Below are 12,841 nucleotides of genomic sequence, written 5' to 3'. Positions count from 1 at the left end.
GAGTCGGGCCTTTCCGCGGCGCGCGCCGGCGCGGCTTACGCTGGAATGATGAGCACCGCACAGGAGACCGAGAAGCACGGCGACCACGACACCCGATTCTTCGGGCAGCCGTGGGCCCTCGCCCACCTGTTCGGGGTGGAGATGTGGGAGCGGTTCAGCTTCTACGGCATGCAGGGGATCCTGCTCATCTACCTGTACTACTCCGTCACCGACGGAGGGCTCGGCCTCGACAAGGGCATCGCCGGCGGCATCGTCGGCGCCTACGGCGGATCCGTTTATCTGGCCACGATCCTCGGCGCCTGGGTCGCGGACCGTATCCTCGGATCCGAGCGCACGCTGTTCTTCAGCGCGATCGTGATCATGGCGGGCCACATCGCCCTGGCACTGCTGCCGGGCGTCGTGGGCGTGGGCGTGGGTCTGGTGCTCGTGGCGATCGGATCCGGAGGCCTCAAGGCCAACGCCACCTCCGTGGTCGGCACCCTCTACGCGGCCGAGGACCCGCGGCGCGACGCCGGCTTCTCGCTCTTCTACCTGGGCATCAACCTCGGCGGATTCTTCGGACCGATCCTCACCGGTCTGCTGCAGTCGACGCTGGGCTTCCACTTCGGCTTCGGCCTCGCCGCGATCGGCATGGCCGCCGGCCTCGTGCAGTACTCGTTCGGACGCCGTGGGCTGCCGGCCGAGGCCAGCCGCATCGCGAACCCGCTGCCGCGCAACCGCTATCTGACGGCCGTGATCGTCGCGATCGCCGCGATCCTGCTCATCGTCGTGCTCGTGCTCGTCGGCGTGATCCGCGCGGACAACCTGTCGACCATGGTGATCATCGCGGCCACCGTCGCCGCGATCGCCTACTTCGCGGTGATCCTCACGAGCCGCCGCATCGACGCGACCGAGCGCTCCCGGGTGTGGGGGTTCCTGCCGCTGTTCATCACGAGCGTGGCGTTCTGGTCGCTGTACCAGCAGCAGTTCACCGTGCTGACGGTGTACTCGGACGAGCGCCTGAACCGCGACCTGTTCGGCTGGGAGATGCCGGTGTCGTGGGTGCAGTCGATCAACCCGGTGTTCATCATCGTGCTGTCCGGGGTGTTCGCCGCGATCTGGACGAAGCTCGGCGCCCGTCAGCCGTCCACGCCGGTGAAGTTCGCACTCGGCGCGATCGTCATGGGTGCCGCGTTCCTGCTGTTCCTGCCGTTCGCCGGGGGCGCTGCGAACTCGACCCCGCTGCTGGCGATCATCGGGATCCTGTTCGTCTTCACGGTCGCCGAGCTGCTGCTGTCGCCGATCGGCTTGTCCGCGGCCACGAAGCTGGCGCCGGCCGCGTTCCACACGCAGATGGTCGCGCTGTTCTTCCTGTCCGTGTCGCTGGGCACCGCGATCTCCGGCTGGCTCGTGCAGTTCTACGACCCGCACAATGAGGTGCCGTACTTCTCGATCCTCGGCGCGATCGCGATCATCGTCGGGATCGGGCTGCTGGTGTCGGTCAAGCCCGTTCTCGCGCTCATGAAGGGCGTGCGCTGACCGGGAAGCATGGGCTCTGAGCGGGCGCAGGGAGACGAAAGGCGGGGCCGGGCGATCAGCGCCCGGCCTCGGCCTTCGTGCTCAGCGGGCGGAGACGCTCTCGCCGAGATACTCGCCCGCGGCGAGCTGCGCGACGAGCGGGCGCGCGGTCGGCGCCCATCCGAGCTCGGCCCGGGCCTTCGCGCCGGTGGCCTGCTCGTCGAGCAGGAGCGCATCGGCGAAGGCCTCGCCCAGACGCTCACGGGTCTCCGTGACGCTCTCGGCGCGGACGCCCTCCGTCACGCCGTAACCGGCGGCGATCGCCTCGCCGAGCTCGCGCACGGTCGGGTTCTGCCCGGACGCCCCGATGTACGTCTCGCCCCGGCCGCCCTTCTCGAGCGCGAGCACGTACAGCGCGGCCAGGTCGTCGACGTCGACCGTGGTCCAGTGCTGGCTGCCGTCGCCGATCAGGAGCACTCCGCCGTCGGTCTCGTCGGTGAGCAGCCGCACCAGTCCGCCACCGCGGCCGTACACCGTCGCGGGCGCGACGACGGTCCCGCGGACGCCGGCCGCGCCCAGGACGCGGGCCTCTCCCGCTCCACGCCAGGCCGTGAGGGCGGGCCGGTCGAGGGCCGTGTCCTCGGTGATGTCGCCCGAGGAGCCGTAGCTCCAGATGCCGCCGGTGTGCACGACCGGCTTGCCGGTGCCTTCGAGCGCGCCGAGCACGGCGTCGATGAACGCCGCGTCGCCCTCGGGCGTGGAGGCCGTGTGGATGACGCCGTCGACCGCGCGCACAGCTTCTGCGATGAGCGTCGCGTCGGTGACATCGCCGACCAGCCCTGTCGCCCCCGCTTCTTCGACCACGCGTGCCTTCGCCGTATCGCGGACCAGGGCGGTGACCGCGTGACCCTCCGCGAGCAGCCGGTCGAGGACGGAAGTGCCGATGTATCCGGTCGCGCCGGTGAGAAGAACCTTCATACGTTTCGCGAACGTGCCGCACGCAGGGTGGTATTCCCGTCCGCGGCGCGTCGGATCCGTTCCGGTACGGAATGGCGTGCCGGTCAGCGGGTGATCGTGCGCCCGTCCGGATCGTCGGGGCCGAGCGGGCGCAGTCGCGCGGGAAGGGGCCACGCCAGCGTGTAACGCTGCGTGGGCGGACGCTGCATGTCGCCGAAGTCGTCGACCTTGACCGTGATCCGGCCATCGCCCTCCGGCACGACCTCCACGATCTGCACCCGCAGCGGCTCCGGTCCCTCGCCCTCCAGGATCCACGGATCCGCGAGCCAGCGGATCCCGTGCTCCTCGAGCGCCGCCTCGGCGTCGAGCCAGTCGATCTCGCCGGTGACCTCGCGCCCGAGCACGTCGACGGCGAGCCAGTCGGCGCCCTCGGGGCGGATCCAGCCCAGGAGTTCGCCGTCCTCGCGGCGATGCGGGGTCCAGTCTGCGGGGATCATGGGGCGAGCCTAGTCGGCGCTCCCGGTCGTTGAGCGAGCCCCGAGCGCAGCGAGGAGCGAGCGCAGCGAGGAGCGAGACGAAACGCGGTGCCCAGGGCCTCGAGAGCACATGCTCCCCGCGAGTGCACATGCCCACGGCGCGACGGGGATGTGCACTCGGCGAGAGGATGTGCTCTCGCCGAGGCGGGGCGGGCAGTGCAACCGCCGAACGACAGAACGCCCACCCCGGAGATCGGGGCGGGCGTTCGCGCGGTCAGACGATCACCAGATCGTGACGCGCTCCTCGGGGGCGAGCCAGAGCTTGTCCGACTCGGTCACGTCGAACGCCTCGTAGAAGGCGTCGATGTTCCGCAGGATCTGATTGCAGCGGAACTCGTTGGGCGAGTGCGGGTCGATGGTCAGCAGGCGGATCGTCTCGGCCTCGCGGCTCTTCTGCTGCCACACCTGCGCCCACGACAGCAGCAGGCGCTGCACGCCGGTCAGGCCGTCGATGACGGGCGCCTCCTCGCCGCCGAGCGCGATCTCGTACGCCTTGAGCGCGATGCCGAGGCCGCCGAGGTCGCCGATGTTCTCACCGATCGTGAGGGCGCCGTTCACGTGGTGCTCGGCGCTCAGCCCCTCCGGCACGAGCGCGTCGTACTGCGCGATGAGCGACTTCGTGCGCTCCTCGAACGCGGCGCGGTCCTCGTCCGTCCACCAGTCCTGCAGTTTGCCGTCGCCGTCGTAGCGGCTGCCCTGGTCGTCGAAGCCGTGCCCGATCTCGTGGCCGATGACGGATCCGATCCCGCCGTAGTTGGCCGCCGCATCGCGGGAGGCGTCGAAGAACGGGTACTGCAGGATCGCGGCCGGGAACACGATCTCGTTCATCAGCGGGTTGTAGTACGCGTTCACCATCTGCGGCGGCATGAACCACTCGTCGCGGTCGATGGGCTTGCCCACCTTGCCGATCGTGCGATCGTGCTCGAACTGCGCAGCGCGGCCGGCGTTGCCGATCAGGTCCCCGGCATCGACCGTCACGGTCGAGTAGTCGCGCCACACCTTGGGGTGCCCGATCTTGGGCGTGAACGTGTCGAGCTTGGCGAGCGCCTTCTCGCGGGTCTCCGGGCTCATCCACTCGAGCGTCGTGATCGACTGGCGGTACGCCTCGAGCAGGTTGCCGATGAGCTCGTTCATGGCCGCCTCGGCCGCCGGCGGATAGTGCCGCTCGACGTAGACCTTGCCGACCGCATCGCCGAGCGCGCCCTCCACGAGCGAGACGCCGCGCTTCCAGCGCTCGCGGATCGTGGGGACGCCGGTCAGCTCGGTGCCGTAGAACGAGAAGTTCTCCTGCACGATGTCGTCGGTGAGGTAGGCGGCGAGACCGTGCACGACCTTGGCCCGCAGCCAGGCCTTCCAGTCGTCCAGGCGCTCTGCGGTGAGCAGGGATCCGAGGCCCTCGAAGAAGCTCGGCTGGTAGACGACGGCCTCGGCGAACGCGTCGGCTCCGGCCGGGCCCGCGACGGCGTCGCGCCACGAGGCGAGGTCCACGCCGACGAGCGTCTGGAACTCGTCCCAGCTCTTCAGGTTGTACGTCTTGACCGCGTCGCGGCTCTCCACGTTGTCCCAGTGGTGGCCGGCGATGTCGTGCTCGAGCGCGAAGGCGCGGTCGGCCTGCCCTGCGGCGTCGGCGACACCCGCGAGATCCAGGATCCGCTCCAGGTGGGCGCGGTAGGCGGCGCGGGTGCCCTCGAAGCTGTCGAGGCGGTAGTAGCTTTCGTCGGGCAGTGAGATGCCGGCCTGCACGACGAACGGCACGTAGCGCTCGGGGTTGCCCGGATCCGGCTCCACGAACACGCCGATCAGAGCGGCGATGCCCTGGCGGTCGAAGGATCCGACCGTCGCGAGGAACTCGTCGATCGTGGTGATCGCGTCGACCGCGGCGAGCGGCGCGGCCAGCGGAGCGGTGCCGAGGGCGGCGATGCGCTCGGTGTCCATGAAGCTCGCGTACAGGTCGCCGATCTTGCGCGCCTCGGTGCCGGGCTCAGCGCCCTGGGACTCCTCGATGATCGCGCGCACGTCCTTCTCGGACTGGTCGGCGAGGAGGTGGAAGGATCCCCAGCGCGCCTTGTCTGCGGGGATCTCCGTGGTGGAGAGGAACGTGTGGTTCACGTGCCGGTAGAGGTCGTCCTGAGGGCGGATCGCGGGGTCGAAGTCGCCGATGGCGAGCCCGGAGGGAAGAACGTCGGTCATGAGGCCCAGCCTATGCGGACGCCCCGACAAGAGGAGAGCGGATCCGCGCCGCGGCTGTTCGCTGGTCGCGGACTGCGCCAGATCGAACGGAGCGGCGAATGTACGCCGACTCCGTCCGCGCGGCGACGGGCTGTCCGGGGCTCTGCGGCGAGTCCTGCCGTTCAGCGGGGGATTCATCGCTTGGCGGCCGGATCCGGCCCGTTTGTCCCGCCAAACGGTAGTTCTCCCGCCATCTGGCACCGGCTGGAGAGTTCACGGGCCGGTCAGTTCGGCGCGCCGACCCCGTCTCCGTCTTCCGCGACGGGAGGCGTCGTTCCGGAGTCGGTGGACCCGGCCTTCGGGCGCACGTCACCCGCGCCCGTGGCCGTCCGGCCCGACGATGCCGCCGAGGGCGATGCCGCCGGCGCCGAACCCGCCGGCGCCGGGGCTGCCGGCTCCGCGTGCGACGGCATCGCGGCCTCCGCCTTCGCAGCGAGACGGTTCAGGGTACGGCCGGCCGCCTCACGACCGCCGAGACCGAACGCGAGAGCGGCGGCCAGCCCGGCGGCGATCACGACGGCGCCGAACGCGAGGTTGATGATCGAGTCCGCGAGCCCCATGGCCTTGAGCCCCATGGCGGCGAACAGCGCGATCGTGGCGTAGCGCAGCACCTTCACCATGGTGCTGTCGCCCAGCACCCGGGCGAGCACCGAGGCGATGAGGAAGCCCGCCGCGATCACGACTCCACCGAGCAGCACTCGGCCGCCGACAGCGAGGATCTGGTCGAGGATCCGGGTCACCTCGGGGAAGCCGAGCAGCCGGGTCGCCATGATTGCGAAGAAGATCATGATCGCGGTCTGCACGATGCGCGTGATGATCGTCGATGCACTGGTGCCCTCAGGCACCACACCCGCGCTGGACAGTGCCCGGTCGGTGCCCCCGGCCTGCAGGAGCCCTTCGAGCAGTTCACCGAGGAAGCGCGCGATCACGTAGCCGATCGCGAGCAGGATCACAGCCGCGATGATCGCGGGCAGCGCCGCCAGGAACATCGTCAGCATCTGCTCGGCCGGCCGCGAGATGGCGGCGATGCCGAGTACCTGCAGCGCCGCGATGGCGACGACGATCACGATCACGCCAAACACGAGGTTCCCGATGAGCGGGACGATCTTGCCCTTGTTCTCCGCCACGGGAGCCGCGACGGTCTCTGCATGGGCGGTTCCGGTGGCCGAGTCGGCCTTCGCGCCGAGACGACGGCCGAACCGCGAGAAGTCGACCGTCCCCAGAGCCGTGACCACCAGCTGCCGGGCGATCTTGGCGAGCACGAACCCGATGAAGAACACGATGCCGGCACCGATGATGTTCGGCAGGTAGCCGAGCACGCCGTCCACAAGGCCCTGCAGCGGGGCGAGCACCTGATTGAGCGAGAACACCTGGAGCACGGCGATGAGGCCGAGGAGCCATACCAGCAGGCTCGCGATCTGCCCGATCGATTGGCCGACCTGGGCTCCGTCTGCTCCCTGTCTGCGCAGGAAGCCGATTCTGCCCACGAGGCGCGCGAAGATCCAGCGCACGATCCAGGCGATCAGCCAGGTGACCAGCAGGATCACGATGGCGATGAGTACCTTCATCCCGATCGACAGCCAGTCGATCGAGCCAGTGGAGAGTTGCATTATCTTCCTCCTGCGGTATCTGCGACATTGAAGATGTACCTGTCAATGAGACGCCGGAAGCACGGAATCATCACGTCGTTCGGCGCAATCGGGCCTCCTGCGCCCGACTGTGGCGCTCTCCGAAGCCATTCGCACGGTCCTGTACATGGCCGTCGGGATCGGGTACGGTCCGCCCTGGCGGCTTCAGTGCCGCTGGGCCGGGTCGACGCCGTGGCGGGCCCTGCCCGGGGCCTGAGCGGGCCTCAGGATCCGGGCTCGCCCACCGGCAGCAGCACCTTCAGGCAGAAGCCGTCGTCGGTGTGCTCGGCGAACACGTCGCCGCCGTGCGCCCGGGCAAGACCCCGCGCGATCGCGAGGCCGAGACCGGCCCCCGACGCCACTGCATCCGGCGCGGTGCCGCTGGTGCGGGACGGATCCGAGCGCCATCCCACCTCGAACATGCGGTCCAGGTCCTCCACGGCCACACCGCTGCCGTGGTCGAGGACTGCCAGCACCAGCCGGTGCGGCGACGGCGATTCGGCGAAGACGAGGATCTCGGATCCCTCGGGCGCATGCCGCACCGCGTTGGTGAGCAGGTTCACGATCACGCGCGTGAGCTGATGCGGATCCGCCCACAGCACGTGGCCGTCGATGCCCTGCTGCACGATCCGTACGTGGTGCTCCCCCGCGGCGGCGCGCACGTCGGCGACCGCGTCCGAGACCACGTCGAGCAGTTCGACCTGCTCGGTGCGCAGCCGCAGCGAGCCCGAGGTGATCCGCGACAGCTCGAACAGGTCGTCCACCATCCGGCCCATCGTCTCGACCTGTGCGCGGACTTGACCGGGGAACGCGTCCGGATCCGCGAGGCCCTCCTCCGCGGACTCGGCGAGCGCGCGAATCGCGGTCAGCGGGGTGCGCAGGTCGTGCGAGATCCACGCGAGGAAGCGCCGGCGGTCGGAGTCCAGCCGCTCCAGCTCGGCCCGCGCGTCGCTGAGCTTCGCCGACACCTCGGCGAGCTCGGCGGACAGGTCGTCGAACTCGCGCCATCCGCTGGATCCGCGGTCGACGACGTCGCCCTCGCCGACACGGCGCACCGCGGCCGAAAGCCCCCGCACCGAGCTCCGCGCCGCACGGGCGGTGATCCAGGCCGTCGCGAGCGCGCACAGCAGCGCCGCGCCGAGCACCCACACCAGCACCGTGAAGTCGTGCGCCGACAGGTACATCTCGGCCGAGATCGCGAGCACACCCGTCGCGAGGGCGAGCACCGATGCCACGCCGACGACCACGAGGCGCAGGGTCAGCCCTGCCCGGCGCGCGCGGCGCAGCACCAGCACCGCCGCGCACGTCACGACCGCCGCGCAGACGAGTGCGGTGAGCAGGATCAGCAGCACATCCGCGACGCCGAGGGGCATCATGAGCCGGATCCGCTCCGCTGCTGAACACGCACAGCCCGCCCGGGCACGCGCCGGGTCCGCCCCGCAACCGAGCGCAAGCGCGCCATCATGAGCCGGCTCCGTCCGCCGAGAACCGGTAGCCGGCGCCCCATTCCGTGAGCAGGTGCAGGGGGTGGCGCGGATCGTGCTCGATCTTCTCCCGCAGCCGGCGCACGTGCACGGTCACCGTGCTGGCCTCGCCGAACGACCAGCCCCAGACCTCGCGCAGGATGTCGTCGCGGGAGAGCACTTCGCCATCGTGCTGCACGAGGTGCGCGAGCAGCTCGTACTCGCGGGCGGCGAGCGGCACCTCCTCGCCGCGCACGTGCACCCGGCGCCGGGCCGGATCCAGTCGGAAGTCGCCGCGCACGATCTCCCGCGTCGGCGCGGACGCCGCCAGGGACCGGCGCAGCAGCGCGCCCACCCGCAGCAGCAGCTCGCGCAGCGCGAAGGGCTTCACGAGGTAGTCGTCGGCGCCGGTCTCCAGCCCCTCGATGCGCTGCTCCACCTCGCCCAGCGCGGTGAGCATGATGATCGGCACCGCAGAGCGCGCCCTCGCATCGCGCGCCAGCTCGTCTCCGCTGATGCCCGGAAGCATGCGGTCGACGATGAGCACGTCAGGCGGATCCGCCTGCACCGCGCGCTGCGCGCTGACGCCGTCGCCGAACCCGTCGACGCGGTAGCCGTTCGCCGCGAGATAGCGCTCGACCGCGGCCCGCACGGTCGGGTCGTCCTCGACGACCACCACGCGGGGCAGAACGGATCCGGGCATCTCCATGCTCAGAGGCTAGCCCCGGCGACCGAGGCGGATCCGAGTTCCTTACGGCCCCGAAAGAACTCCCCCGCGGCGATTCCGGCCGTTCTAGCGTCGCCACTGTCCTCGAAACCATGTGGCGGATCCCGCCACGGAATGGAGCAATCATGCGCAAGACCGCTTTCGTCCCCGCCTCGCTCGGCGTCGCCGTCCTCGCCCTGGGCCTGACTCTCGCGGGCTGCAGCTCGACCCCCGCGGCCTCACCGACCTCCGGCGACACCATGTCGTCGTCCACCCCGATGCCGTCCTCCTCGCCGATGGCGTCGGACATGCATGACATGTCGAAGACCGGCACGTTCATGGGCCTGAACGGCAAGAACGTGAAGGGCACCGTGACGATCTCCGGATCCGAGCTGACCCTCTCCGGCTTCTCCTCCGACGAGGGCCCCGACCTGCACGTCTACCTGACCAACGGCACCGATGAGGCCGCGGTCTCCGCCGGCAAGCAGATCGACCCGGTCGCCTTCGACAAGGACTCGCAGACGTTCATGCTGGACGGTGTCGACGCGTCGATGTACACCGACGTCGTGATCCACTGCGACAAGGCCAAGGCGGTCTTCGGGGCCGCTGCGCTGTCATGACCGCGACGGCGGTGCGGACCGGCACGGGGACGCCGGCCCGCACCGCGCCTTGGCTGACCGCCTCGGCGTTCCTCGGTGCGGTGGCTCGGATCGCCGCGGGCGTGCTGTGGCTGAACGAGGGGATCCTGAAGTACCGCGCCGGGTTCGGATCCGCCGACATCCTGCTCGTCTCGCAGAGCGCCGCGGGCAACACGCGGGTGCCGTTCTTCTTCCACCCGCTGGGGGCGCTCATGCAGTCGGCGCCGGGGCTGTTCGGGATCGCGATCCCCGTACTCGAGGTGGGGCTGGGCGTGCTGCTCATCCTCGGCCTCGGGCGGGTGCTCACGACACTCGTGGCGCTCGGATCCGTCGCCACGCTGATGCTCTACTGGTCGTCGGACCAGCTCATCGCGCAGTATCCGGCGATGGTGCTGCTGTCTGCCGTCGTGCTGGCGCTGCCATGGTCGGGGCGCATCGGCGTCGCGTGGTGGTGGGAGCGGCGGCGCGGGCGGGGCTCGGCTACGCCGGCTTCGTCCAGGCGGTGAGGGAAGCCGTATCCGGCCGGGGGCAGGTGGGGCTGGGAACCGCGTTCGGCTGGGTCCGGGAGGTGAGGCTGGAACCGCATTCGGCCGAGTCGGAGCGGTGAGGCGTTCGCTGGTCGCCAGATGCCCTTTCGCGAGGGACGAAAGGGCTTCTGGCGTCAGGTGAGCGCCTCGTTCCAGTGGGGTCCGGAATCAGCGTCCCGAGTGCGGTGACACGGATCCGGATCCGGTCCGTCAGGCTTTCCGGAACCAGCGCTTCTTCCGCTCGGCGGCGGGGGCGGGCTCGACCCTGGCTGCCTCCCGGCGGTCGCGCCGCTCGTGCCAGGCCTCGAGCTCAGCCTCCACGTCGCGGGGCTTCGTCACGACGGGTGGCCCGCCGAGCAGCTGACGCCTGGCCTCGATCACGCGGCGATTGAAGTCCTCCACCACGGCGCGCACGTCGTTCTCGCTCCGCAGGTCGTCGAGCTGCGAGTCGAGTTCGCGGTCCTCGACGCGCAGCATCAGCGCCGGCGGACCGAGGCCGGTGAGGTTCTCCCGCTCGATCTTGCGCCGGATCCACCAGTCCGGATCGTGATGGTCGCCGAGCCCGGGGATGGGCTTGCCCGCTCCAGGGAGGTCGTCGAACTGACCCTGACGGATGGCCACCTGGATCGCGGTCTCGACGATCGCCGGCATCGTCTCGGCGTTCAGGACCGCGGGCGGGGCGGTGGGCGGCGTGGTGGCCGCGCTGGACTCTGGGGGCGTGCGGCCTAGCAAGCGCTCGGCATGCGAGCGGCGCCGGTGCGCTTCATCCGTCATGACGCTCCTCCGGTTCTGGTCGGACCTCGGGTCCTTCCAGACTACGGGGATGCGGGTGGCGCGGCGTCGGGTTCGTTTCGCCCCCTCCTTCTGCGCCCGTTCCTTCCATCCCTCGTTCCTTCATACTTCGTTCCCCCTTCTGTTCGTTTGCCCGCCTGCTCCGCGCGTTTGTCCCTCCGCTCAGTGGTCGCGAATTGCGGTTATTCGGGTCGGAGAACCGCAATCTGCGACCACCGAACACGTCCGGTTCGTCCTCCACAGGTGCGGATTCTGACGAGATCTCCACAAGTTTGGTTCTGCGGCCTGATCTGGGGTTCGAATGTCGGTGGCCCGGAGTTGAATGAGGGTATGACATCCCCGTTGCGTGAGGCTCTGGAGCAGGTTCAGCACCTGCTCCAGCAGGCGAGCGTGCGGAGTGAGCTCGACGCCCAGTTCGAGGGGACAGAGGATGCGGAGACGATTCGGGTCCTGCGCGAGTGCGGGCAGGTGCAGCGCCTGCTGGACCCGGCGATCACCAGCGCGGTGGCGCGCGGGCGCCACCGCGACACGGGGTTGCCCTCGGAGAAGATCACCACCTTGGCTGGGTGCCGGGATGTCACGGAGCTGATCCGGCGGGCGCTGCGGGTCGACGCCGGCACCGCGCGCGGGTATGTGCGAGCCGCCGACGCCGTGGGCAAAGACTTCCTGCTCTCCTCGGGCGAGCACACCGCAGCCCGCTACGAACATCTCGGGCAGGCGCTCAGGGACGGTGAGCTCTCGGTCACGGGACTGCTCGCCGCCATCAGCCCGGTGGAACGTGCCGGTACCCGGATCAGCACGGACGAGCGGGAAGCGGTGGACGCCCTGCTCGCGAACACCGCACGCGGGTTGGACCTGGCCGATGAGCACGGCCGGCCAGGGCCGGCACCGTCGACGGACGAGCTCGCCGATTACGCACGGGCGTTGATGCTCGCCCTGGACCCGGACGGTGCCGAACCCGACGACGCCAAAGCGGACCGGTCCCGCAGTTTCTGGATCGGGAAGCTCCGTGACGGCACGCACCCGTTCGGCGGGCGCGCCCTGCCCGAGGTCGCCGGGCTGCTGCAACGGCTGATGGACGCCTTCAACAACCCCGCCGCACCCAGCTCCCCGAACCTCGACTCCGGGACAGTCACCTTCGAGACCGACGACACGGACCCGGCGGGTCCTGATCCTGCGGTTGATTCGGATCCTGGTCTCTTCGACGGTCTCCCCGCTCCCGAGGACCCGCGCACCCCGGCACAGCGCAACCACGACAACTTTGCCGCGATCCTGCACGCCGCAGCCGCCTCCGGGGCCACCCCCGACCTGGGCGGGGCGGCACCGACCCTGGTCGTGTCCGTCACCGCGCAGGATTACGCCGCCGGGCGCGGGCGGGCGTTCATCGAAGGCACCGGCACCGACGTGCCGTTGTCCATCGCCCGGCACACCGCCTGCACCGGCGGGATCCAACGGGTCCTGTTCGACGAACACGGACAGATCGTGTCCATCGGGACAACCGCCCGTATCTTCACCGCGATCCAGCGCCGCGCCATCCAGCTCCGGGACCGGGAATGCCTCATCCCTGGCTGTCACGTCCCCGCCACCTGGTGCGAGATCCACCACGTCCAAGAACACGCCCACGGCGGCCCGACCCACACCAGCAACGGCGTCGCCCTGTGCTGGCACCACCACCGCACCCTCGACACCTCCGGATGGCAGATCCGCATGAACGCGGGCGTCCCCGAAATCCGCGGACCAGCCTGGTGGGACCCGCACGGCACCTGGCACCGACCGCGCATCCGCGGCGGCGACCCGCAGCACGTCCGCCGCGTCCTCACCGACGCCCTCGGCCCACCCGGATGACGATACGACGCCGCCCATGACGG

At 70.2% G+C, this 12,841-nt stretch carries 11 protein-coding genes; 4 read left to right on the top strand and 7 right to left on the bottom strand.

From position 1 onward, the window contains the following. Positions 1-48: 48 nt before the first annotated feature. Positions 49-1,518, top strand: a complete 1,470-nt coding sequence (locus AB4078_RS16245; protein WP_441977996.1) for a peptide MFS transporter — start codon at positions 49-51, stop codon at positions 1,516-1,518. A gap of 81 nt (positions 1,519-1,599) precedes the next feature. On the opposite strand, the gene AB4078_RS16240 is transcribed toward AB4078_RS16245, so the two are convergent. The 6 genes from AB4078_RS16240 to AB4078_RS16215 all read right to left on the bottom strand — a co-directional run bounded on the left by AB4078_RS16240 (position 1,600) and on the right by AB4078_RS16215 (position 9,019). Continuing rightward, entirely contained in the window at positions 1,600-2,475 is an 876-nt protein-coding gene (locus AB4078_RS16240) for an NAD-dependent epimerase/dehydratase family protein (RefSeq protein WP_441977995.1), read from the bottom strand. Positions 2,476-2,558: 83 nt separating this feature from the next. Then, positions 2,559-2,951, bottom strand: a complete 393-nt coding sequence (locus AB4078_RS16235; RefSeq protein WP_440734337.1) for a hypothetical protein — start codon at positions 2,949-2,951, stop codon at positions 2,559-2,561. A 261-nt stretch (positions 2,952-3,212) separates the two neighbouring features. Beyond that, positions 3,213-5,180: a M13 family metallopeptidase gene (locus AB4078_RS16230; RefSeq protein ID WP_441977994.1), complete on the bottom strand. Its 1,968-nt coding sequence runs from the start codon at positions 5,178-5,180 to the stop codon at positions 3,213-3,215. 263 nt (positions 5,181-5,443) lie between these two features. Next, entirely contained in the window at positions 5,444-6,829 is a 1,386-nt protein-coding gene (locus AB4078_RS16225; protein ID WP_441977993.1) for a mechanosensitive ion channel, read from the bottom strand. Positions 6,830-7,071: 242 nt separating this feature from the next. After that, positions 7,072-8,223, bottom strand: a complete 1,152-nt coding sequence (locus AB4078_RS16220; protein WP_441977992.1) for a sensor histidine kinase — start codon at positions 8,221-8,223, stop codon at positions 7,072-7,074. A gap of 85 nt (positions 8,224-8,308) precedes the next feature. Continuing rightward, a complete protein-coding gene (locus AB4078_RS16215; protein ID WP_441977991.1) occupies positions 8,309-9,019 on the bottom strand; it encodes a response regulator transcription factor in 711 nt (236 codons plus the stop codon). 143 nt (positions 9,020-9,162) lie between these two features. Between AB4078_RS16215 and AB4078_RS16210 the strand changes: the two genes are divergently transcribed. Continuing rightward, a complete protein-coding gene (locus AB4078_RS16210; RefSeq protein WP_441977990.1) occupies positions 9,163-9,636 on the top strand; it encodes a DM13 domain-containing protein in 474 nt (157 codons plus the stop codon). Next, on the top strand, positions 9,633-10,160 hold the full coding sequence (locus AB4078_RS16205; protein WP_441977989.1) for a hypothetical protein: 528 nt from the start codon (positions 9,633-9,635) through the stop codon (positions 10,158-10,160). The genes AB4078_RS16210 and AB4078_RS16205 overlap by 4 nt, the downstream gene beginning before the upstream one ends. Positions 10,161-10,391: 231 nt before the next feature. Here AB4078_RS16205 and AB4078_RS16200 read toward each other — a convergent pair whose 3' ends face one another. After that, on the bottom strand, positions 10,392-10,955 hold the full coding sequence (locus tag AB4078_RS16200) for a J-domain-containing protein (protein WP_441977988.1): 564 nt from the start codon (positions 10,953-10,955) through the stop codon (positions 10,392-10,394). Between the two features lie 348 nt (positions 10,956-11,303). Here AB4078_RS16200 and AB4078_RS16195 point away from each other — a divergent pair, with 348 nt between their 5' ends. Beyond that, entirely contained in the window at positions 11,304-12,818 is a 1,515-nt protein-coding gene (locus AB4078_RS16195; protein WP_441977987.1) for a DUF222 domain-containing protein, read from the top strand. The last annotated feature ends 23 nt before the right edge of the window (positions 12,819-12,841 follow it).

Source organism: Microbacterium sp. 2MCAF23, from assembly GCF_052115565.1.
In the GTDB taxonomy this organism is placed as follows: Bacteria; Actinomycetota; Actinomycetes; order Actinomycetales; family Microbacteriaceae; genus Microbacterium.
Note: the sequence above shows the minus strand (reverse complement) of the source record. Positions and strands in the feature narration are given on the sequence as shown.

Coding starts and splice junctions, on each gene's coding strand:
- AB4078_RS16220 (WP_441977992.1), bottom strand. CDS start 8,223: ATGATGCCCCTCGGCGTCGCGGATGTGCTGCTGATCCTGCTCACCGCA.
- AB4078_RS16225 (WP_441977993.1), bottom strand. CDS start 6,829: ATGCAACTCTCCACTGGCTCGATCGACTGGCTGTCGATCGGGATGAAG.
- AB4078_RS16230 (WP_441977994.1), bottom strand. CDS start 5,180: ATGACCGACGTTCTTCCCTCCGGGCTCGCCATCGGCGACTTCGACCCC.
- AB4078_RS16235 (WP_440734337.1), bottom strand. CDS start 2,951: ATGATCCCCGCAGACTGGACCCCGCATCGCCGCGAGGACGGCGAACTC.
- AB4078_RS16200 (WP_441977988.1), bottom strand. CDS start 10,955: ATGACGGATGAAGCGCACCGGCGCCGCTCGCATGCCGAGCGCTTGCTA.
- AB4078_RS16205 (WP_441977989.1), top strand. CDS start 9,633: ATGACCGCGACGGCGGTGCGGACCGGCACGGGGACGCCGGCCCGCACC.
- AB4078_RS16215 (WP_441977991.1), bottom strand. CDS start 9,019: ATGGAGATGCCCGGATCCGTTCTGCCCCGCGTGGTGGTCGTCGAGGAC.
- AB4078_RS16210 (WP_441977990.1), top strand. CDS start 9,163: ATGCGCAAGACCGCTTTCGTCCCCGCCTCGCTCGGCGTCGCCGTCCTC.
- AB4078_RS16240 (WP_441977995.1), bottom strand. CDS start 2,475: ATGAAGGTTCTTCTCACCGGCGCGACCGGATACATCGGCACTTCCGTC.
- AB4078_RS16245 (WP_441977996.1), top strand. CDS start 49: ATGAGCACCGCACAGGAGACCGAGAAGCACGGCGACCACGACACCCGA.
- AB4078_RS16195 (WP_441977987.1), top strand. CDS start 11,304: ATGACATCCCCGTTGCGTGAGGCTCTGGAGCAGGTTCAGCACCTGCTC.